21 protein-coding genes and 1 pseudogene are annotated in these 21,110 nt (G+C 56.6%); 10 read left to right on the top strand and 12 right to left on the bottom strand.

Annotated elements, in window-relative coordinates; genetic code table 11:
• Positions 1 to 2 precede the first annotated feature (2 nt).
• Both SK47_RS05400 and SK47_RS05395 read right to left on the bottom strand, forming a co-directional pair.
• Positions 3 to 856: pseudogene (locus SK47_RS05400) on the bottom strand (helix-turn-helix transcriptional regulator).
• 1 nt (position 857) lies between these two features.
• Positions 858 to 1,478 (bottom strand): flavin reductase family protein, encoded by a 621-nt coding sequence (locus SK47_RS05395; RefSeq protein ID WP_003858756.1) that lies wholly within the window; start codon positions 1,476 to 1,478, stop codon positions 858 to 860.
• A gap of 262 nt (positions 1,479 to 1,740) precedes the next feature.
• Between SK47_RS05395 and rnk the strand changes: the two genes are divergently transcribed.
• Together rnk and yldA are read left to right on the top strand one after the other, a co-directional pair.
• On the top strand, positions 1,741 to 2,151 hold the full coding sequence (gene rnk / locus SK47_RS05390; protein ID WP_032608834.1) for a nucleoside diphosphate kinase regulator: 411 nt from the start codon (positions 1,741 to 1,743) through the stop codon (positions 2,149 to 2,151).
• A 137-nt stretch (positions 2,152 to 2,288) separates the two neighbouring features.
• Positions 2,289 to 2,378: a small membrane protein YldA gene (gene yldA / locus SK47_RS24410; protein ID WP_015571155.1), complete on the top strand. Its 90-nt coding sequence runs from the start codon at positions 2,289 to 2,291 to the stop codon at positions 2,376 to 2,378.
• A gap of 10 nt (positions 2,379 to 2,388) precedes the next feature.
• Here yldA and SK47_RS05385 read toward each other — a convergent pair whose 3' ends face one another.
• On the bottom strand, positions 2,389 to 3,627 hold the full coding sequence (locus tag SK47_RS05385) for a zinc-dependent alcohol dehydrogenase (RefSeq protein WP_022650589.1): 1,239 nt from the start codon (positions 3,625 to 3,627) through the stop codon (positions 2,389 to 2,391).
• A 181-nt stretch (positions 3,628 to 3,808) separates the two neighbouring features.
• Here SK47_RS05385 and uspG point away from each other — a divergent pair, with 181 nt between their 5' ends.
• Positions 3,809 to 4,237, top strand: coding sequence for a universal stress protein UspG (gene uspG, locus SK47_RS05380; protein ID WP_022650588.1), 429 nt, complete (start codon positions 3,809 to 3,811; stop codon positions 4,235 to 4,237).
• A gap of 59 nt (positions 4,238 to 4,296) precedes the next feature.
• Here uspG and ahpF read toward each other — a convergent pair whose 3' ends face one another.
• Entirely contained in the window at positions 4,297 to 5,862 is a 1,566-nt protein-coding gene (gene ahpF / locus SK47_RS05375) for an alkyl hydroperoxide reductase subunit F (protein ID WP_048243614.1), read from the bottom strand.
• Positions 5,863 to 6,104: 242 nt separating this feature from the next.
• Complete coding sequence (gene ahpC / locus SK47_RS05370) at positions 6,105 to 6,668, bottom strand: alkyl hydroperoxide reductase subunit C (RefSeq protein WP_003858764.1); 564 nt, start codon at positions 6,666 to 6,668, stop codon at positions 6,105 to 6,107.
• Positions 6,669 to 7,289: 621 nt separating this feature from the next.
• Between ahpC and SK47_RS05365 the strand changes: the two genes are divergently transcribed.
• The 3 genes from SK47_RS05365 (at position 7,290) to SK47_RS05355 (ending at position 10,173) form a co-directional block, all read left to right on the top strand.
• Positions 7,290 to 8,210: a DNA-binding transcriptional repressor CitR gene (locus SK47_RS05365; RefSeq protein ID WP_022650586.1), complete on the top strand. Its 921-nt coding sequence runs from the start codon at positions 7,290 to 7,292 to the stop codon at positions 8,208 to 8,210.
• Between the two features lie 128 nt (positions 8,211 to 8,338).
• The gene (locus SK47_RS05360; RefSeq protein WP_023324302.1) at positions 8,339 to 9,562 is read left to right on the top strand and encodes a phosphoadenosine phosphosulfate reductase; all 1,224 of its coding nucleotides are present in this window, start codon (positions 8,339 to 8,341) and stop codon (positions 9,560 to 9,562) included.
• Positions 9,547 to 10,173 (top strand): IbrB-like domain-containing protein, encoded by a 627-nt coding sequence (locus SK47_RS05355; RefSeq protein ID WP_022650584.1) that lies wholly within the window; start codon positions 9,547 to 9,549, stop codon positions 10,171 to 10,173. The genes SK47_RS05360 and SK47_RS05355 overlap by 16 nt, the downstream gene beginning before the upstream one ends.
• On the opposite strand, the gene SK47_RS05350 is transcribed toward SK47_RS05355, so the two are convergent.
• Entirely contained in the window at positions 10,174 to 11,334 is a 1,161-nt protein-coding gene (locus tag SK47_RS05350) for a pyridoxal phosphate-dependent aminotransferase (protein ID WP_023315606.1), read from the bottom strand. It abuts the gene before it with no gap.
• Positions 11,335 to 11,456: 122 nt separating this feature from the next.
• On the opposite strand from SK47_RS05350, the gene SK47_RS05345 reads away from it, so the two are divergent.
• The 3 genes from SK47_RS05345 to SK47_RS05335 are packed head-to-tail and all read left to right on the top strand — an operon-like array spanning position 11,457 to position 13,296.
• A complete protein-coding gene (locus SK47_RS05345; RefSeq protein WP_048243613.1) occupies positions 11,457 to 12,071 on the top strand; it encodes a methylthioribulose 1-phosphate dehydratase in 615 nt (204 codons plus the stop codon).
• Positions 12,068 to 12,757, top strand: coding sequence for an acireductone synthase (gene mtnC, locus SK47_RS05340; protein ID WP_006809660.1), 690 nt, complete (start codon positions 12,068 to 12,070; stop codon positions 12,755 to 12,757). Before SK47_RS05345 ends, mtnC begins: the two co-directional genes overlap by 4 nt.
• The gene (locus tag SK47_RS05335) at positions 12,754 to 13,296 is read left to right on the top strand and encodes a 1,2-dihydroxy-3-keto-5-methylthiopentene dioxygenase (RefSeq protein WP_023315605.1); all 543 of its coding nucleotides are present in this window, start codon (positions 12,754 to 12,756) and stop codon (positions 13,294 to 13,296) included. The genes mtnC and SK47_RS05335 overlap by 4 nt, the downstream gene beginning before the upstream one ends.
• A gap of 53 nt (positions 13,297 to 13,349) precedes the next feature.
• On the opposite strand, the gene SK47_RS05330 is transcribed toward SK47_RS05335, so the two are convergent.
• Positions 13,350 to 13,820 carry an SRPBCC family protein gene (locus tag SK47_RS05330; protein ID WP_023315604.1) on the bottom strand — a complete coding sequence of 157 codons (471 nt, stop codon included), beginning with the start codon at positions 13,818 to 13,820 and terminating at the stop codon, positions 13,350 to 13,352.
• 42 nt (positions 13,821 to 13,862) lie between these two features.
• Positions 13,863 to 14,879, bottom strand: coding sequence for an S-methyl-5-thioribose-1-phosphate isomerase (mtnA, locus tag SK47_RS05325; protein WP_048243610.1), 1,017 nt, complete (start codon positions 14,877 to 14,879; stop codon positions 13,863 to 13,865).
• Positions 14,880 to 14,981: 102 nt separating this feature from the next.
• Here mtnA and mtnK point away from each other — a divergent pair, with 102 nt between their 5' ends.
• Positions 14,982 to 16,181: an S-methyl-5-thioribose kinase gene (gene mtnK / locus SK47_RS05320; RefSeq protein WP_045342263.1), complete on the top strand. Its 1,200-nt coding sequence runs from the start codon at positions 14,982 to 14,984 to the stop codon at positions 16,179 to 16,181.
• Between the two features lie 52 nt (positions 16,182 to 16,233).
• On the opposite strand, the gene SK47_RS05315 is transcribed toward mtnK, so the two are convergent.
• From SK47_RS05315 to SK47_RS05300, 4 genes are read right to left on the bottom strand one after another with little or no spacing between them, the layout of a single operon-like run.
• A complete protein-coding gene (locus SK47_RS05315; RefSeq protein ID WP_045332393.1) occupies positions 16,234 to 17,475 on the bottom strand; it encodes an LVIVD repeat-containing protein in 1,242 nt (413 codons plus the stop codon).
• Positions 17,472 to 18,536 (bottom strand): sugar ABC transporter substrate-binding protein, encoded by a 1,065-nt coding sequence (locus tag SK47_RS05310; RefSeq protein WP_022650577.1) that lies wholly within the window; start codon positions 18,534 to 18,536, stop codon positions 17,472 to 17,474. The genes SK47_RS05315 and SK47_RS05310 overlap by 4 nt, the downstream gene beginning before the upstream one ends.
• 19 nt (positions 18,537 to 18,555) lie before the next feature.
• Positions 18,556 to 19,551 carry an ABC transporter permease gene (locus SK47_RS05305; protein ID WP_045332394.1) on the bottom strand — a complete coding sequence of 332 codons (996 nt, stop codon included), beginning with the start codon at positions 19,549 to 19,551 and terminating at the stop codon, positions 18,556 to 18,558.
• Entirely contained in the window at positions 19,548 to 21,050 is a 1,503-nt protein-coding gene (locus SK47_RS05300) for a sugar ABC transporter ATP-binding protein (RefSeq protein WP_023315599.1), read from the bottom strand. The genes SK47_RS05305 and SK47_RS05300 overlap by 4 nt, the downstream gene beginning before the upstream one ends.
• Between the last annotated feature and the right edge of the window lie 60 nt (positions 21,051 to 21,110).

The following is a 21,110-nucleotide window of genomic DNA, read 5'->3' as shown; positions in this document are numbered from 1 at the left end:
TGTCACTGAAAGCGTGCGCGATACTCCCCCGGCGTCAGGCCAAACTGGCGCCGGAAAAGACGGCTAAAATAGTCGCTATCGGCATAGCCGCAGCGCTTCGCCACTTCCCCCACCGGCAGGTGGTATTTTTGCAGGATGGTTCTCGCCTTCGCCATACGCACCCAACGAACGTAATCCACAAAACTCATCGTCCCCTGTTGAGAGAACAGGCGTGACAGATGGTTAGCCGAAATATTAAACAGCGAAGCGACGCTGTCCCGCGACAGGGGTTCAGCATAGTTTTCCTGCACCCAGTACAAATGCTCTGATAGAGGAAATCCCCGCGCGACACTCCCGGTTCAGGCAGCGACGACACCACTTTACGGCACCAGTGCAGCAGACTCAGCACCAGTGGTTGAATAATAGCCTGGTCCTGCGGGGAAGCGCTCAGGTGCGTCAGGGCCATCAGCATCGCGGCACATTCACCTCGTTCAGGGTGAGGAAGCTCCACGTGTCGCTGCGCAGGCACGGATCGCCCGTGCCGGGTATCATGAAACACCAGCCCCAGCCACGACGGCGCGAAAAGAATGCTCAGCAGCATGACCGGTCGTTCAAACACCGGGACGCTGGCGGCCTGGGCGGGAAGAAACAGCATTTCTCCCTGGTGGAGGGGCTGCTGCCCGGCAACCAGTCTGTTGCCATATTCCCCGCGAAGAACGACGTCAAGCCGTGGCCAGTCGCGGCTCACGCTTCCGACAGCGTCAGACGCGCCACGATGAGCAAACCAGACTCGCCCCAACTGCTGTGGGTTGAGCACCAGGCCGCTCAACAGATCGGCAAAAAACTGCTGATCGGCGGGCAACAGGGTTGCGCGCATATTACCCCCTGCGCGCATCCGGGCGTACCAGGTCGAAGCGATGGCTATCACTGATGGCATAGTAGGCCGTCGGTCCACCCGCACGCAGAATGGGCTGCGCTTTCGCGGTCTGGTAAATCCCCTCTTCCAGCAAACTCTCGGCGATATGGACGCCCACGACTTCGCCGAGCACCAGCCAGGTATCAATCGGTGTCCCATCCGCGCCGGTAAGCTGAATGCACTGTGACAATCGACACTCGAAATTCACCGGGCTTTCCGCCACGCGCGGCGAGCTCACAAGCTGGCTGGCTACGGGCGTCAGGCCGGCAAAGGTAAATTCATCCTCGCCATGAGGGAGCGTGGCGGAGGTTTCATTCATCGCCTCGGCCAGATCGCGCGTTGCGAGGTTCCAGACAAACTCCCCCGTTTCGGTAATATTCCGCACGCTATCCTTCCAGCCATTGCTGGAAAAACCAATGATCGGTGGGCGATAGTTAAAACAGTTAAAGAAGCTGTACGGGGCAAGGTTCAGTTGACCGGCCTTATCACAGGATGAGATCCAGCCAATTGGACGTGGACCGATAATGGCGTTCAGCGGGTCGTGCGGCAGGCCGTGCCCCTGAGAAGGTTGGTAAAAGTACATATCGCTCTCTCTACGCTGGGGCTGCAACGCGCATTGCCCGGGTTCAGTCTTTCCAGCGTAACGAAATTTCCGTTCAGCGTGAATCGGGACGCCGGGTTTATTGCCAAAAATTCATATGGCGCATGATTGTGACCTTCATCACTTCAAACTTACGGTTTCAGACAGTATCATCAGCTAAGTTAAACCCTCGCTGCCAGACGGCGAGGGTTTTCTTTTGGATTGGTTTCTGCGTTACACGCAGCATTAACGACATGGAGTAAAAATGTCCAGACCTACGATTATCATCAATGAACTCGACGCAGAACGTATTGACCGACTGTTGGAGAAACCAGAATTCGCCTCGCTGCCGGTAGCCGATGCGCTGAACGAAGAGCTAGACCGGGCGCAGATGTGTACGCCTGAGACCATGCCGCATGATGTGGTCACCATGAACAGCCAGGTGAAGTTCCGCAACCTGACCACCGGCGAGGAGCTCACCCGTACGCTGGTCTATCCGGCGCAGATGACCGACAGCAGCACGCAACTGTCGGTGCTGGCACCCGTGGGCGCGGCGCTGCTTGGACTGCGCACAGGCGATACTATCCACTGGGAACTCCCGGGCGGTGCCTCAGCTCACCTGGAAGTGCTTGAGCTGTTCTACCAGCCCGAAGCCGCTGGCGATTACCTGCGTTAATCCCTTCTGAACAAGTGACCCCGCTTTGCACAGAGGATGCACCCGCATCCTCTTTCCGCAAATTCACCCGATTGTGTTATATCGGACAAAAACCGCTTAATCCACGCTTACTCTGTTGTGGTGCCGTGGGGACGGTCATGGGTGAGATACTTGTTATCACACTGGTTTTTCTCATCATCCTGGCGATCCTCGTCGTGGCCGTGCTATACCTTGAGCGCCACTGGTGAGTGAGGAACCTCACACAACGCCGCCGGGGAAGGCATTCACCAGTCCCTTCACTTTCTGCTGCGCTGCCTCCGGGGTGTCTGCACCAGGCACCAGGATCACCTTGCGGCACTCCTCCTCCCGTTTTTCGAAGATTTTATAGGCGCGCTCCGCATCAGCCAGCGGAAGATAGTGGGTGACAATATCTTCCGGTGTAAGCAGCCCTTTTTCGATAAGCGGCAGCAGCTCTCCCAGCCAGGCATGGACGTGGGTCTGCCCCATCTTAAAGCTCAGCCCTTTATCGAAGGCATCGCCAAACAGGAAGCCGTGTATAAAACCGGCATACACGCCCGGCACGCTGACCACGCCTCCGCGCCGCACCGCAGCAATGCACTGGCGCAGGGCTTTGCCGCTGCTGCCTTCAATTTTCAGGTTACTGAGGATCGTTTCCGTGGTGCTGCCTTTGGCCTCAAACCCGACGGCATCAATCACCGCATCCACTCCGCGCTGTCCGGCCGTTTGCTCAATGATTTTCTCCGCCGCGTCGTTATCGTCATCAAAGTTAATCGGGATCGCGCCGTAGCGCTCCTGGGCAAACCGCAGTCGATAGGGATGATGATCAACCACAAAAATCTGCTCTGCGCCGAGAAGCCGCGCGCAGGCAATGGTCAGTAGCCCCACCGGCCCGGCCCCGAATACGGCGACGCTGGAGCCTCTCTGAATCTGCGCATTTTTCGCCGCCTGCCAGGCGGTAGGCAGAATATCTGACAGGAAAAGCGCTTTGTCGTCAGACAGCAGTTGAGGCACTTTAAACGGCCCCACGTTGCCTTTCGGGACGCGCACATACTCCGCCTGTCCGCCCGGCACGCCGCCGTAAAGATGGCTGTAGCCAAACAGCGCGGCAGGGGCGGGAATTTGCTTTTTGTTCAGCGCCGCGCCCTGCCCGCGATTCGTGTTTTCGCAGGCCGCGTACTGTTGCATCTGGCAAAAGAAGCAGTCACCGCAGGCAATTACAAACGGGATCACCACCCGGTCACCTTTCTGCACGTTCTTCACTTCGCTCCCGCACTCCACCACCTCGCCCATAAATTCATGACCAAAGATATCGCCATGCTGGACCTTGGGAATTTTTCCGCGATAAAGATGCAAATCAGAACCACAGATCGCCGTGGCCGTTACGCGCAGGATGATATCGTCAGGCTGTTCGATGCCCGGATCGGGGACATTATCGACCCGAACATGATGTGGACCGTGATAGGTGAGAGCTTTCATGCAACCTCCGAAAGGGTGTGGGTAAGCTTATAAAAGGGTAGCTACCTCTCGGGATCTGCCCCGGAATCCGGCTGTTTTGAGATTTATCCTGGCGAGATAAAAAAGTGCTGTCGGGATTACAGAAACCATTTATATTTTGTGGTTGAATGATTCCAGCGTTTATTAACAAGGAGAAACGGTTATGTATCAAACAATCATTATGCCGGTTGATGTTTTTGAAATGGAACTGAGTGATAAGGCTATACGTCACGCGGAATTTCTCGCGCAGCAGGACGGAATTATTCATCTTCTGCATGTTTTGCCGGGCTCTGCCAGCCTGAGCCTGCATCGTTTCGCTGCTGATGTGCGTCGTTTTGAAGAGCATTTACAGCACGAAGCCGAGACGCGCCTGCAAACCATGGTCGGGCACTTCAGCATCGATCCTTCCCGCATCAAAACCCACGTCCGGTTCGGTAGCGTGCGCGACGCCGTTAATGAGCTTGCCGGGGAATTAAATGCCGACGTGGTAGTGATTGGTTCACGTAACCCTTCCATCACCACTCACCTGCTGGGGTCGAACGCCTCCAGCGTGATCCGCCACACCCACATTCCGGTGATGGTCGTCAGATAAAAAAAGAGGCCACCTTTAGGTGGCCTCTGGCATTGCAGGTGTCGTCTTGCTTTCTTTTATTATGCAGTTTTGGTGCGGATCAGGTAATCAAACGAGCTCAGCGACGCTTTCGCACCTTCACCGGTAGCGATGATGATCTGTTTATACGGCACGGTGGTGCAGTCGCCCGCCGCAAATACGCCCTTCACGCTGGTTTCGCATTTCGCATCGATGATGATCTCGCCCATGCGGTTACGCTCAATAGCGCCTTCCAGCCAGGTGGTGTTTGGCAGCAGGCCAATCTGAACAAAGATCCCTGCCAGCGCTACGCTGTGGATATCGCCGCTCACGCGGTCACGGTATTCCAGACCAGTCACTTTGCTGCCGTCGCCTTTCACTTCTGTCGTCTGGGCATTGAGCACAATGTCGACGTTATTCAGGCTACGCACCTTATCCTGCAACACCTGGTCCGCTTTCATCTCCGGAGCGAACTCCAGCAGGGTAACGTGTTCCACAATTCCCGCCAGATCGATAGCCGCTTCCACGCCGGAGTTACCGCCGCCGATCACCGCGACGCGTTTACCTTTGAACAGCGGGCCGTCACAGTGGGGGCAATAGGTCACGCCTTTGGTGCGATACTGATCTTCGCCCGGGACGTTCATGTTGCGCCATTTCGCGCCGGTGGCAATGATCACGCTGCGCGCCTTCAGCACCGCGCCGGACGCCGTTTCAATCTGGTGCAAACCACCCTCGACCGCCGCCGGAACCAGTTTGCTGGCGCTCTGGCTGTCAATGACATCCACGTCGTAGTCGCTGACGTGCGCTTTCAACGCACCGGCCAGCTTCTGGCCTTCGGTTTTCGGCACGGAAATGTAGTTTTCAATGTCTACGGTATCCAGAACCTGACCACCGAAACGCTCGCCCATCAGACCGGTACGGATCCCTTTACGTGCGGAGTAGACCGCTGCCGCCGCGCCCGCCGGGCCGGAACCGACAATCAGCACATCGTACGCATCGCGTTGGTTCAGCTCTACCGCCGTGCGTTTTTCTGCGCCGGTATCCACTTTGGCGACGATTTCGGTCAGCGTCATGCGTCCCTGGCCGAACTCCTGGCCATTCAGGTAAACCGCCGGAACGCCCATCACGTTGCGCTCGGTGATTTCGTTCTGGAACGTACCGCCGTCAATCGCCGTGTGCTTAATGCGTGGGTTGAGGACAGACATCAGGTTTAGCGCCTGCACCACGTCCGGGCAGTTGTGGCAGGAGAGCGAGTAATAGGTTTCAAACTCAAAATCACCGTCGATATCGCGGATCTGCTCCAGCAGCGCCTGCGCTTCTTTTGACGGATGACCACCGGTCCACAGCAGCGCCAGCACCAGGGACGTAAATTCGTGCCCCAGCGGAGAGCCCGCGAAACGCGGCCCCTGGTCAGACCCTGGGTTGGCGATCAGGAAAGAAGGCTTACGGACTGCCAGCGTGTTGTCTTCTTTGAAGGTCACTTTCGGCGACAGCTCAGCAATCTCTGTCAGCAGTGCTTTGATTTCTGCCGATTTCGCGCTGTCGTCCAGCGTGGCAATCAGCTCAACAGGTTTGGTCAGTTTCTCAAGGTAGGCCTTGAGCTGGGTTTTCATGTTAGTGTCGAGCATTATTCTTCCCTCTCTTAAAACGTCATCATGCAAGCCGCCTTATACGGGCTGCCTGAATGCAACTTGCATCATGGTGCTGGAATGAAATGGGCGCGGGGAGCGCCCATGACTGAAACAATTTCCAAAGTATTTCGCGTCAGAGCAAGGCGGCTAGCCTGAGAATCCCCGGGAGCTTACTAAAGTAAGTGACCGGGGTGAGCAGGCGACGCCAACGCAGCTATGGCGTGAAAAACAACGGAAATTTAGATCTTGCCGACCAGGTCCAGAGATGGCGCCAGCGTCGCTTCGCCTTCTTTCCATTTCGCCGGGCACACTTCGCCTGGGTGAGAAGCAACGTACTGAGCCGCTTTCACTTTGCGCAGCAGGTCAGATGCATCACGGCCGATACCTTCAGCGGTAACTTCGATAGCCTGGATAATGCCCTGCGGGTCAACAACGAAGGTCGCGCGGTCTGCCAGGCCTTCATCTTCACGCATGTTGTCGAAGTTACGGGTCAGGGCGCCAGTCGGGTCGCCGATCATCGCGTATTTGATTTTCGCGATAGTTTCAGAGCTGCTGTGCCACGCTTTGTGGGTGAAGTGGGTATCGGTAGAAACAGAGTAAACGTCTACGCCCAGCTTTTGCAGTTCTTCGTAGTGGTCTGCCACGTCGCCCAGTTCGGTCGGGCAAACGAAGGTGAAGTCAGCCGGATAGAAGAAGAACACGCTCCAGCGGCCTTCGATATCTTTCTCGGTTACTTCGATGAACTCACCGTTTTTGAACGCCTGGTTTTTGAAAGGTTTAATTTTAGTGTTAATCAAAGACATCTGTACTTCCTCCGTGTTTTCGTTGAGATGTAAGGTAACCAACTTTATCCATCGGGGCTAATGCGTATGCTTTATCAAATCAATCAGCCAAACCTTACAACAGCAACAAGACAGCAAGGTGAACCTTTTACAGGAAAGCCTGAAAGTAAAAAGGCCGCCTCAACGGGCGGCCCTGATACCTGAATTCCCCGCAGGTACATTCAGTGCCAGCCGAAGCTGGCGTTGCGTTGCGCTCTACATACCTTGTATCAAGGCCGTAACAGCGCTTTGATTACAGCACCCCTGCGCGCATTGAGCAATGCATAAGAGGGATAGTCCTGCCTATGGCTGTGATAGGCAGTATCGAAGAGTTCTCTGAAAGATTATAAATTTAATTTCATTATGGGTTTCACGCTATATATAAACACCACTTTTCATTCAAATAATTCAATCAAACTTTAAAGATAAAATTATCTTAATTAGTCTTGAAGTTATGTTTCAATAATCCAAAGCCGTGATATATTAAGATCACTTAAATTTTAAATTAAGCGAGTTATTCACACGGATTGTAAAGGGTAACTTCCCTCTGTCGTACTCCAGGATGTGATAACGACAGCAAACTCAACTCACTCAGGACGAAACATGGCAAACCTCTACGACCTAAAAAAATTCGATCTCAATCTGTTAGTCATCTTCGAATGCATTTACCAACACCTCAGTATCAGTAGGGCTGCCGAGACGCTTTATATCACGCCATCCGCCGTCAGCCAGTCGCTGCAACGCCTGCGCGGTCAGCTTAATGACCCCCTGTTTATCCGTTCAGGGAAGGGAATTACGCCAACCACGGTAGGTACCAACCTGCATCATCATCTGGAAAAAAATCTCAATCAGCTTGAGCAGACGATCAACATGATGCATCACTCGGACATCAAAAAAAAGTTCGTTATCTATTGCTCTCAAATGGTGTCTCCTGGTTCGATGCTCGAACCGTTGAAGCTTTTAATATCTGAAGAGAATTATGAGATAGAGCAAAGAGACATGCTCATTTCCTCCGAATCAGCGGAAGATTTGTTGGCCTATCGTAAGGCCGATCTCATCTTCTCTATCGCACCTATCCACAATCGCTCTGTGGTCTGCACCCACTTCACCACGGTGCCGATAGCCTTAATCTGTAGAGCAGACCACCCAAGGCTCGCTGACGCAGTCACGCTGGAAGTGCTATACCAGGAGAAATTCACTTTTTACCAGAGTGCTCATCCGGGTGTAAAAGAGTTTCAGAGTCGCGCAAATGACGCGTTTCCGGAAAGAAATATTGCTTTTCGTACGGACTCCCTTAGCTCTCTCATCTCCATGGTCTGTTCATCTGATCTGTTAGGCTTCATCCCGGTGTCGATCTATGAAACATATAAAGAACCGTTGAAATTAAAAAGGCTTGAGCCACCGTTTGAGCTGCCTGAATTAAAGATCTATATGCTCTACAGCCGTTCATCACTGAATAGCACTGTTTTTTCAACATTCATTGAAAAAATGCATAAGCTCTGCGTTTCTCCGCCGTCTGCGTAAAATACATTTGCATGGTGAATGCAAATAAGGCAACCCGAAGAAAATGCCCCCGTGAAATTAAGGACAAATAATTCCATAATATCGTTTTGTTTTTTTCCAGACATTTAACACGCAGGACGCGATTAATCATGTCGATCTATAAAATCCCTTTACAGGAAAATGTTTTAGACGCTTCTGCGGAACGCATAGACTGGACGCTTAACAATTTCTCCAGAGTCTGCGTTTCCTTTTCCGGTGGAAAAGATTCTACCGTGATGCTGCATCTCGTTGCCCAGAAAGCACGGCAATTAAAGCGAAAAATAGATGTCATCTTTCTGGACTGGGAAGCGCAATTCTCCTCAACCATTCAGCATGTTGACACGATGAGAACGCTGTATCGGGATGTTATCCATCAGTTCTGGTGGGTAGCGCTTCCGCTCACGACCCAGAACGCCCTGTCACAGTTTCAACCTGAATGGCAGTGCTGGGAACCCGGGACAAACTGGGTTCGCCAGCCACCGGAAGATGCCATTACCGATTACCACTATTTCGATTTTTATCAGCAGGGAATGACGTTTGAAGCCTTCGTGCGCGAGTTTGCCGAATGGTATGCACAAAGACGTCCTGCCGCCGTCATGGTGGGGATCCGCGCCGATGAATCTTACAACCGCTTTCTGGCTATCGCGTCGGCGCGTAAGCAGCGCTTTTCTGACGATAAACCCTGGACGACCGTCGCCCCGGGTGGGCACGCCTGGTATATCTACCCCTTGTACGACTGGAAAACCGCCGACATCTGGACGTGGTTCGCGAAATCAAAATGTTGCTATAACCCGTTATACGACCTGATGTACAAGGCGGGGGTGCCGCCGCGTTATATGCGCATCTGCGAACCGTTTGGCCCGGAACAGCGTCAGGGCTTGTGGCTCTATCATGTCATTGAACCCGAACGCTGGGCGGCGATGTGTGAACGCGCCTGCGGCGTGCGAAGCGGAGGTATTTATGCCGGGCACGATAACCATTTTTATGGCCACCGGAAGATCCTGAAACCAGACCATCTCGGCTGGCGCGAATACGCCATGCTGTTACTCGACAGCATGCCGCAAAATACGGCGGAACATTACCGCAACAAAATCGCGGTTTATCTCCACTGGTATCAAAAGCGAGGCATGAACGATATTCCCGACACGCAGGAGGGTGACATTGGTGCAAAAGATATCCCTTCCTGGCGACGCATTTGTAAGGTTTTACTCAACAATGACTATTGGTGCCGGGCACTTTCGTTTAGCCCAAATAAGCCTAAACACTATCAGCGCTACAGCGACAGAGTGAAAGCAAAACGCAAGGAATGGGGGATTTTATGCAACAACGAATAATCACCGAAATGGAAACGTACCTTCAGGCACTTTCAGAAGAAGAGCGAATAGCCGCTATTAATGCGTTTCGTCAGGCATTACATGAAATCAGCCCTTTTCGCGATCAGCCCGTCGATTGCGTATTGTGGATAAAAAAGACAAACATCACCGCTAACGATTACAACCCAAATAACGTCGCGCCGCCGGAAAAGCGGCTGCTCAGCAAGTCACTGGAGCTGGATGGATTCACACAACCTATCGTTGTGACGGAAAATGCGCCACAGCACTACGAAATTGTCGATGGTTTTCACCGTCATGATATCGGCAGTAACCGGGCGATCCTGAAGCGCCAGCTTAAAGGTTACCTCCCTGTTACCTGCCTGCGTAAAGCGCGCCAGGAAAAGTTCGATCGCATGGCGGCAACTATTCGTCACAACCGCGCGCGTGGACGCCACCAGATCAACGCCATGTCAGAAATCGTGCGAGAACTGGTGCTTATGGGCTGGAGTGAGCAGAAAATTGGCCAGGAGTTAGGTATGGACAGCGATGAAGTGCTGCGTCTGAAGCAGATCAACGGTCTGCTCGAACTCTTCGCAGACCGTCGTTTTTCAGAAGCCTGGACGGTGAAATAGTCAGAGCGTCGCCAGACGCTCTGCCGCAGCGAGCAGCGTCGATTCCTGCTTCGCAAAGCAAAGACGAATCAGCTTATGCGGGAAGGGATCGGCGCAGAACACCGACAGCGGAATGGCCGCCACTCCCACCTCTTTCGTCAACAACTGGCAGAAACTCACGTCGTCCAGATCGGAAATCGCGCTGTAGTCGGCCAGCAGGAAATAGGTTCCTTCAGACGGCAAAATTTCCAGGCGGCTTTTGCTCAGCGCCGCCACAAACAGATCCCGACGTTCACGATAGAAGTGCGGCAGCTCGCGGTAATGCCCGGGTTCCGCACGCAGCATATCCGCCAGCGCCAGCTGAGCCGGTGTGTTCACGGCAAACGTCAGGTACTGATGCACTTTGCGCAGCTCAGCGCTAATGGCCGCCGGGGCCACGCAGTACCCTACCTTCCAGCCGGTCATATGGTAGGTTTTCCCAAATGACGATACCGCGATTGCACGCTCGCGAAGTTGCGGATGCGCCAGCACGCTGGCATGCCCCTCTTCGGCGAAGCAGATATGCTCATACACCTCGTCGCTCAGAACATATATTTCACGTTCGGCGATGGCCTGCCACAGCGCAGCAAAATCGGCTTTTTGCCACACCGTCGCCGACGGATTATGCGGAGTATTCAGGATCACCAGACGGGTTTTGTCACTCAGCAGCGCAGCAAATGCCTGCCAGTCAGGGCGAAAATGCGGTGGCTGGAGCGCCACGCGCTTCACCACGCCGCCGGCCAGTTCAATCGCCGGGGCGTAGCTATCGTAGCTCGGGTCAAAACAAATCACCTCATCACCCGTACGCACCAGGGCGGTTATCGCCGCATACAGCGCTTCGGTCGCCCCTGCCGTCACCGTGATATCGCTGTTCGCGTCAGGCTTATGGCCGTATAACTCCGCCGTTTTATCCGCAATGGCTTCACGCAACGTCTGCACGCCGGTCATCGGCGCATACTGGTTGGCTCCCTGCGCAACGTGGTACGCCAGACGCTCCTGCAAATATTTCGGCCCATCAAAATCCGGGAAACCTTGTGAGAGGTTAATGGCGTTGTGCTGCTGCGCCAGGGCGCTCATCTGCGTAAAAATCGTCGTGCCGAGATTGGGAAGTTTACTCTGCGGGATCAACGGGTTATTGCTCATTGTAGTGTGCCTGCCTGTAATACTTATGTTGCTGACACTATAACACGATGTTAGTCTTTGGCAATCAAGACGCTTAGACGTCTAAACGATATAAATATTCCTGGCCGAGAGGGTAAAAGGAAATGACAGACAACCTGCAACTCACACACCTGGTCGAGGCCTGCCGCTGGATTGGCGCTAAAGGCTGGGCGCCCGCTACCGGCGGCAATATGTCCGTGCGTCAGGATGAACAACTGTGCTGGCTGAGCGAATCCGGAAAAGATAAAGGTAGCCTGACCACCGCCGATTTTCTACAGGTTGAAATCGCCACCAACCGTGCGCCGTCTGGCCGTAAACCGTCGGCAGAGACCGGGCTGCATACCCTCATCTATCGCCTGTTCCCCGAAGCTAACGCCGTCCTGCACGTTCACACCGTCAATGCCACGGTGCTGTCGCGGCTGGTGAACGAGGCCGAGCTGAAGATCACCGGTTTCGAGATGCAAAAATCCATTACCGGGCAGACCACGCATCGGGATACGGTGGCCATCCCGGTGTTTGATAACGACCAGGACATCGACGCCCTCGCCTCGCGCATCGCCCATTACGCGCAGGAACGCCCGCTTAATTATGGTTTTCTTCTGCGCGGCCATGGCTTAACCTGCTGGGGACGCGACGTGGCCGAAGCCCGCCGTCATCTGGAAGGTTTAGAATTCTTATTTGAATGCGAAATGCGTTTACGACAATGGGAGAGAGTATGATTCGCGCGATTGTGACGGATATTGAAGGGACCACCAGCGATATCCGTTTTGTCCATGATGTTTTGTTCCCCTACGCGCGTGAGCGGCTGGCGGCCTTCGTGACCGCGCAGCAGTACGCCGAGCCGGTCAAATCGATTCTGGACAACCTGCGCGATGAAATAAGCGCTCCGCATGCCAGCGTCAGCGATCTCATCAACGTGCTGTTTACCTTTATGGATGAAGACCGCAAATCGACGGCGCTCAAAGCCCTGCAAGGCATCATCTGGCAGGACGGTTACGTCAATGGTGACTTTACCGGACACCTCTATCCTGACGTACTGCCCGCGCTGGAAAAGTGGAAGGCACAAGGGATTGATCTCTATGTTTATTCCTCTGGCTCCGTCGCCGCGCAGAAACTGTTATTTGGCTACAGCGACGAAGGTGATATTACTCACTTATTCAGCGGCTATTTTGATACCCACATTGGCGCCAAGCGCGAGGTGCAGTCTTATCAAAATATTGCGGCGCAAACGGGCATCGCCCCGTCGCAGATCCTGTTTCTGTCGGATATTCATCAGGAGCTGGACGCGGCTGAACAGGCGGGTTTTCGTACCCTGCAACTGATTCGCGGTGAAGATGACGGCGCAAGCCATCACCATCAGATCCACCAGTTTGACGAGATTAATCCGGAGCAGATCCCTTCATGAGCGCATTGACCATTTATTCCGATAAAGACGCCAGTCAGCACCAGTGGCACAGCACCGACGCCGCCGAGATTGCCCAACAGCTCAACGCAAAAGGCGTGCGGTTTGAACGCTGGGCTGCGGATCGCGATTTAGGGCACGATCCCGCGCCTGAAGCCGTGATCGCTGCGTATCAGCATGCGATCGACAAGCTGGTGGCAGAGAAAGGTTACCAGAGCTGGGATGTGATCAGCCTGCGCGCCGACAATCCGCAGAAAGAGGCGCTGCGCGCGAAGTTCCTGAACGAACACACCCACGGCGAAGACGAAGTACGTTTTTTCGTGGAAGGGGCGGGATTATTCTGCCTGCACATCGGCGATGAGGTATATCAGGTCTTGTGCGAGAAAAACGACCTGATCTCCGTGCCCGCGGGCACGCCGCACTGGTTTGATATGGGCTCAGAGCCGAACTTTACCGCCATTCGTATTTTCGATAACCCGGAGGGTTGGGTGGCGCAGTTTACCGGGGATGCGATTGCGGATGCGTATCCGCGCCTGGCCTGATCTTTTCTCCCTCTCCCTGTGGGAGAGGGTCGGGGTGAGGGCACCAACGCGCACTAAGCGTTAAGCCCTTTCACATACCCCACCAGCTGATCCAGCACAATCCCCCACCCTTCGTGAAATCCCATCTGTTCATGCTGCTCGCGGATTTCCTTCGTGGGGTGGCGCGCTATCGCCGTATAGCGGGTTTTGCCCTCCCCGGCGTCTTCCAGGAGCAAAATTGCCGTCATAAACGGCTTCTCGGCCGGCTTCCAGCCTTCGGTATAGCCGTCGGTAAAGACCAGCTTTTTCCCCGGATCGATTTCAAGGAATACGCCCCGGTTATCCATCCGCTGCCCGTCCACCTCAAACACGGTATTGAACCGCCCGCCCACGCGCAGGTCGAGGTCGCATTCGGTCACCTTATGGGGAGCAGGAATGAAGAAGTTTTTGATGTGCTCTGGCGTAGTCCAGCAGAGCCACAGCAGATCGCGCGGTGCGTCCACCACGCGCTCCAGTTTTAAGTCTGTTTCAGGATCGAGCGTCACGATGTTGTCCTCTTAAGGGAGCCCCTTAAAGGATAGCCGGACTCAGGCAAATCTCCCTTCCGCCACCTCGTCCGGAGTGACCACGCCTGTATCCAGTACCCAGCCGCTAATCAGCGAGGCGGGGGTGACGTCAAACGCCGGGTTATAGACCTGCGCTTCTTGCGGCGCCCACTCCACCGCGCCAAAGCTCCCCGCCACGCCCGTCACTTCGCTGGCCGCACGCTGCTCAATCGGGATTGCGTCACCGTTCGGGCAGTCCGGGTCGAGGGTCGTTTGCGGCGCGGCGACATAGAACGGAATGCCGTGGAATTTCGCCAGCACCGCCAGAGAGTAGGTGCCGATTTTGTTCGCCACGTCGCCGTTGGCCGCAATGCGGTCTGCCCCCACCCACACGGCGTCCACCTGCCCTTTTGCCATCAGGCTGGCGGCCATGGAGTCGGTAATTAGCTGATACGGCACGCCCAGCTCGCCGAGTTCCCACGCGGTCAGCCTGCCGCCCTGCAATAGCGGACGGGTTTCATCCACCCAGACGTTGCTTACCTTGCCTTCCTTATGCGCGCGAGCAATCACCCCCAGCGCGGTACCGACGCCCGCCGTCGCCAGCCCGCCGGTGTTGCAGTGGGTCAGCAGACGGCTGCCGGGCTTCACCAGCGCGCTGCCCGCTTTTGCAATCGCGTCGCAGAGCCGTTTGTCTTCGTCAATCAGGCGCAGCGCCTCAGCCACCAGCGCCGGAACGAAATCCTCTTCCCACAGCGCAAGCTTCATGCGGTCGAGGTTGTTCATCAGGTTTACCGCCGTCGGGCGGGAGGCGCGCAGGGTTTCCAGCGCCACCGCCAGCTCGTCGCGGCTTTTGCCGCTTTCCGCTAACAGCGCCAGCAGCAGGCTTGCAGAGAGACCAATCAACGGCGCGCCACGTACGCGCAAAGCGTGGATATGCCCGACCAGCGCCTCGACCGTCGAGGCATCCACCCAGCGTTTCTCCTGCGGAAGCGCCTGTTGGTCGAGAATAAAGAGCTGATTATTCGCCACCCGCAGGCTGGTCGTCTGTAATGTCTGCATGTCGTTAATTCCCTGTTGCGTTGTTGTAGCACATTGTGTCAGGATGAAATCCAGATGTATAGACGTCTACATGTCTTAATTAGCAAAACTGAGGAGCAGGCCATGTCGCAATACCGTACCTTTACCGCTCAGGACGCCGTGGAGTATGCCAGGCAGTTTGGCGGACTTGACGATCCGTCATCGCTGGTAGAGGCGCAGGAAGTGGGCGACGGCAACCTCAATCTGGTTTTTAAAATTTTCGACAGCGCGGGCGTCAGCCGCATCGTCGTTAAGCAGGCGCTGCCCTACGTACGCTGCGTCGGCGAATCCTGGCCGCTGACGCTGGATCGTGCCCGTCTTGAAGCGCAAACCCTGGTCGAGCATTACCAGCACAGCCCTCAGCACACCGTGAAAATCCACCACTTTGATCCGGAACTGGCGGTGATGGTGATGGAAGATCTCTCCAGCCATCGCATCTGGCGCGGCGAGCTGATCAGAAATAATTATTACCCACAGGCAGCGCGTCAGCTGGGGGAATATCTGGCTCACACCCTTTTCCACACCAGCGATTTTTATCTGCATCCGCACGAGAAAAAAGCGCAGGTGGCAAAATTCATCAACCCGGAGATGTGCGAGATCACCGAAGATCTGTTCTTCAACGATCCGTACCAGATCCACGCGCGCAACAGCTACCCGGCCGAGCTGGAAAACGATGTTGCCGCCCTGCGCGACGACGCCCAGCTTAAAATCGCCGTGGCCTCCCTCAAGCACCGCTTTTTCTCGCACGCCGAAGCCCTGCTGCACGGAGACATTCACAGCGGTTCGATTTTTGTGGCCGACGGCAGCCTGAAGGCCATCGACGCTGAGTTCGGCTATTTCGGGCCGATTGGCTTTGACGTTGGCACCGCCATCGGCAACCTGCTGCTGAACTTCTGCGGCCTGCCGGGGCACCTCGGCATTCGCGATGCCGCCGCCGCGCGCGAGCAGCGCCTGACCGATATTCAGGAACTGTGGAACACCTTTGCGGAGCGCTTCCAGGTGCTGGCAAACGAGAAAGCCCGCGACGCCGCACTCAGCGCACCGGGCTATGCCTCCGCATTCCTGAAAAAGGTCTGGCACGATGCCATCGGATTCTGCGGCACCGAGCTGATTCGCCGCAGCGTCGGGCTTTCCCATGTGGCGGATATCGACACCATTCAGGATGAAGCGATGCGTCACGAATGCCTGCGCCACGCGATATCCCTCGGTAAAGCGCTGATTGTGATTGCCGACCGCATCGACAGCGCGGAAGAGCTGGTGGCGCGGGTGCGGCAGTACAGTTGATTTTCTCCCTCTCCCCGTGGGAGAGGGCCGGGGTGAGGGCATCAAACCGCACTCACCCCAGATACTCAATCACCGACAACCCACCGTTATAATCCGTGCTGTAAATAATCCCCTGCGCATCCACAAACACGTCGCACGACTGGATCACCTGCGGGCGATTCGGCCGCGTATCCATCATCCTCTCCGGCGCCGCGGGCACCAGCGCTCCCGTTTCCACCGGGCGATACGGATTGGAAATGTCATACGCGCGCACGCCCGCGTTCTGATACGTCGCGAAGATCAGCGTGGAGCTGACAAAGCTCCCCGGCCGGTTCTCGTGCAGGTTGTGCGGGCCAAAATGCGCCCCTTTCGCCACATAGTCGATTTCATCCGGCTGCGGGAAGGTAGAGATACTCACCGGGTTCGACGGCTCGCGAATATCAAACAGCCAGATCAGCTTCTCGCCGTCTTCCTGGTTATCGAGCACCGCTTCGTCCAGCACCACCAGCAGATCGCGGTCCGGCAGCGGCAGCGCGGTGTGCGTCCCACCGCCAAACGGCGGGCTCCAGTTACGGTGGCTAATGAGCTTAGGCTGGGTGCGATCCTTCACGTCCAGCAGCGTCAGGCCGCCGTCGCGCCAGCTGCCGTACGCGGTATCCCCCGCAATAATCGCGTGGTGCAGCGCGTAGCGTTTCCCTTCCGGCCAGTCCGGCTGTTCGCCTGCGGCCTGGTTCATCCCCGGCAGCCACCAGCGCCCCGCCACCTCGGGCTTGCGCGGGTCCGCCAGGTCAATGGTCAGGAAAATGTAGTCGGTAAAACCGTCGATCAGCGCCGACACGTACGCCCAGCGGCCACCGACGTACCAGATGCGGTGAATGCCGATGCCGCTCAGCGACAGAAAGCCGATTTCGCGCGGCCTGTCCGGCGTGGAGATATCAAAAACGCGAAGCCCGGCGCTCCAGCCCCTGTCCTGAACGTCGCTGACGGTCTCTCCTACCTGACGGGTGTAGTAGACCTTCTCGTCGGCGAAGCGGGCATCGGCAAACAGATCCCGGGCGTTGATCACCAGCAGCAGGTCGTCATGCGCCTGGAGGTGCACGTTCCAGGTGCCCGGCGGCGCGGGGACATAGCCCGCGGGTTTCGGATTTTTTGGATCGCGCACGTCGACAATCGAAAAGCCCTGCGACACCATATGGCCGATATACGCAAAGCCGCGGTGCACCATCAGCTGCACGCCGTCCGGGCGACCGCCCTGGTCGCTATGGCCAATCAGCCGCATATTGCGGCTGTATTCTGGCGTAGGAAGCATGCTCATTTATTTTTCGCTTCCAGCGTCGCAAACCACGGCGCGATAAAATCTTCCGTCTGGCCCCAGCCCGGAATGATTTTGCCCAGCGACGCCACGTTCACCGCCCCCGGCTGCGCGGTCAGCAGCGCCTGCGGGATCGCAGCGGCTTTGAAGTCGTAGGTGGCAGGCGTGGCTTCACCGGCAATCTTGTTGGCGATCAGGCGTACGTTGGTCGCGCCAATCAGCTTCGGATCTACCGCCACGCTCACCTTCCACGGGCTACCCGGCTCGCGCATCAGCTGTAAATCCTGGTTGGAGATGTCGATGCTGTAGAGTTTGATCTCGGTGCGGCCGTTCTCTTTCAGCGCCTTATACGCGCCCTGGCTGAAGGCATCCCAGGTCCCCCAGATGGCGTCGATTTTGCCTTTCGGGTATTTCGCCAGGATCGCACCCACCTTGTTGGCGGTGTCGCCCTGCACGTCAGAGGAGACCGCGCCGATGGACTCCAGCTCTTTAATCTCCGGGTATTGCTTTTGCAACTCTTTATACGCCGCCTGACGACGCTCCATCGGCGGGAAGCCCGCTACCCACAGCTTGACGATATTGGCCTTGCCGTTGAAATCTTTCGCCAGCTGGCCGAAGGAGAGATTGGTCAGAGAGGCATCGTCCTGTTGGGTAACGGTCACGCCCGGGATCTCGCCGTTGACGGCGGTATCAAATACGGCGACCTTGATCCCGGCATCCACCGCCTTTTTTACCAGCGCGGTGGAGTACGGATCGCGGCCCTGAGACAGGATGATCCCGTCATATTTCTGGCTGATGGCCTGGTTCACGAAGTCCTGGAATTTAGCGTCATCCCCGTTGCTCAAAAAGGTGCTGACCTTAAAGCCGAGCTTTTTCCCTTCCTGAATGGCCCCGGCAACAAACTGCGTGGTGTTGTCGTCTGAGCCGAGGTTGCGGATCACCGCAATGCGAATGGGGCCGTCATGGTTGGCAATGGCCGCCGGGAGCGGTGCGGGCGTGGCCGCGAAGCCAGGCAGAGCGGTGAATAACCCTAATGCCACCAAAGAGAGTGCAATCTTTTTCATTTTTTATCCCGTTGTGTTGTCAGCGTTTTTGTATGTAGGTAATCGCCAGCGCTACCGCGAGCACCAGCCCTTTTATAATGTCCATGGCGTAATACGGCACGGAGAGCATCACCAGCCCGTTCGACAGCACGCCGAGAATCACCGCCCCGACCAGGGTCCCCAGGGCATTCGGCTTGCCGGACCCGGCCAGCGAGAAGCCGATCCACGCCGCCGCCACCGCATCCATCAGGTAACCGCCGCCCGCGTTCACCTGCGATGAGCCAATACGCGAGGCCAGCAAAATCCCGCCCAGGCCCGCCAGCAGGGAGGCAATCACGTAGGCCGCCACCTTGTAGCGCGTGGTGCGAATCCCCGAGAGGCGCGCCGCTTCCGGGTTACCGCCAATGGCGTACATCCGACGACCGTGAGTGGTCAACGAGAGGCCAAGCTGCGCCAGCACCGTCACCACCAGCATGACGATCACGATAGTCGGTACCTGTCCCAGCAGGCTGAACGTCGCAGGGATGGTGCCTTCCGCCATGTCGCCGCTCGGCAGCACCATGTTCTCAGTAATCGACCCGCCGTAACTGTAGGTCATCGCCACGCCCTGGATGACAAACAGGCTGGCGAGGGTGGCGAGCATGTCCGGAATACGCAGGATGACGATCAGGAAAGCGTTAAACAGGCCGACCAGCGTGCAGAGCGCGAGAGTGATTACAATCGACTCGGTGGTGCCGAAGCCGTGCCAGACGAAGAGCGAAATCACCAGCGCGTTCGCCAGCGACGCGGTGGATCCCACCGAGAGATCGAACCCGCCGACGGTCAGGGAGATCGACACGCCGATGGCAATCACCGTCACGATGGCAATCGAGCGCAGAATGTTGATGATGTTGTTCGGATCGAGGAAGCTGTCCGACGCCAGGCCAAAGACGGCCACCAGCGCGACGACGGTCAGCAGCATGCCCCACTTATAAAGAAAATCGAATAGTTGCTGACGGCCAGACGCCGCCGCGGTCACTGAAAGGGCCTTGCTCACGACGCCGTTCCTCCGGTTGAATAATAAAGTAGTGTCTCTTCCCGGGCCTCTGCCCCGGCGATTTCCGCCACGATGCGCCCGTCCCACAGCACGCAGATGCGGTCGCAGAGCCCCACCAGCTCGGCGAACTCGCCGGAGGCGTAAATCACCCCTTTGCCCTCGCGCGCCAGGCCGTCGATAAGCTGAAACAGATCGGTTTTGGCCTTCACGTCCACGCCTTTGGTCGGCTCGTCGAATATCAGCACGCTGGCGTCATTACGCAACCATTTACCGATGGCGACCTTCTGCTGGTTGCCGCCGGAGAGACGTCGCAAAACCTGCCCGGGACCGCGGGCGCGAACGCCGACGCGGGCGATCACCTCCTCCGCCCAGCGCCACGCCTGACGATGGCCGAACAGGCTCCAGCGCGAGAAGCTGTTATCGGCGCACACGGCAAGATTCATGCTCACCGTCTCGTCGATAAAAATGCCCTCTTTGCGCCGCTCTTCCGGCACCAGCGCCAGGCCGCGCAGCACCGAGTCCGCCGGGTCGCGCGGTTTCCAGTCCTGATGGTTCAGCTCGCCGTTCGCGACGCGGCTTTTACTGGCGCCAAACAGCGCCTTACAGAGTTCGGTTTTGCCCGCGCCCGCCAGCCCGGCAATGCCGAGAATTTCGCCCTTGCGCAGGTGCAGAGAGATATCTTTCAGCAGCGCGTCGTCGTGCAGCCCTTCAACCCGCAGCAACGTTTCGTCGCCGTGCGGCGGGCGCGGGGGCGGATAGATATCGCTCAGCTCGTGGCCGAGCATCTTCTCAACAATCTCTTCACCGCTGAGATCGGCCATCGGGCCAGACTCAATCAGCCTGCCGTCGCGCAGCACCGTGAGGGTGTCGCAGATAGCTTTTAGCTCGTGAATGCGGTGAGAGATAAACACCACGCCGATGCCCTGCTGTTGCAGACGTCTTACCACCGCAAACAGACGCTCGCTCTCGTGCGCGTCCAGCGGCGCGGTGGGCTCGTCAAGAATTAAAAAACGGCAGTGGTGGGACAAAGCGCGTGCCAGCAAAATCTGCTGTTTTTCAGCCAGCGTGCAGCTGTCGATGGAGCGGCGAACGTCGAGCGAAACATCCAGCTGCGCCAGCGCCTGCCGCGCCTGCTGGCGGATGTCGCGCCAGCGGTAGCGGTGCCCTGGCTGCGCCAGCTGGTCGAGCATGATGTTTTCAGCAATGCTTAACCCCGGGATCAGCGCCACGTCCACCTCCTGCTGCACGAGGTGGATGCCCAGCCGTTTGGCGTCCAGCGGCTCGCGGATGCTTACCGGCTGGTTGTTAATGCAGATTTCGCCTTCATAGTGGTCGTGCGTCCCGCACAGCACCGCCATCAGCGTCGATTTCCCCGCGCCGTTGGCGCCGGTCAGCGCATGCACCGACCCGCCGTTCAGGGTGAAATCCACGCGCGACAGGGCCTGAAAGCCGGAAAAGGCCAGGCTGATACCGCGCATCTCAAGGCGACTGGAAACCATCCGCGTAAATCCTTCATTACTCTTCTGATTTAGCGAATTTTTCACAGCTCCGGTTGACTG

Origin of the sequence: Enterobacter sp. BWH52 (genome assembly GCF_001037565.1) — a bacterium.
GTDB classification, from domain to species: Bacteria; Pseudomonadota; Gammaproteobacteria; order Enterobacterales; family Enterobacteriaceae; genus Enterobacter; species Enterobacter hormaechei_C.
Note: the sequence above shows the minus strand (reverse complement) of the source record. Positions and strands in the feature narration are given on the sequence as shown.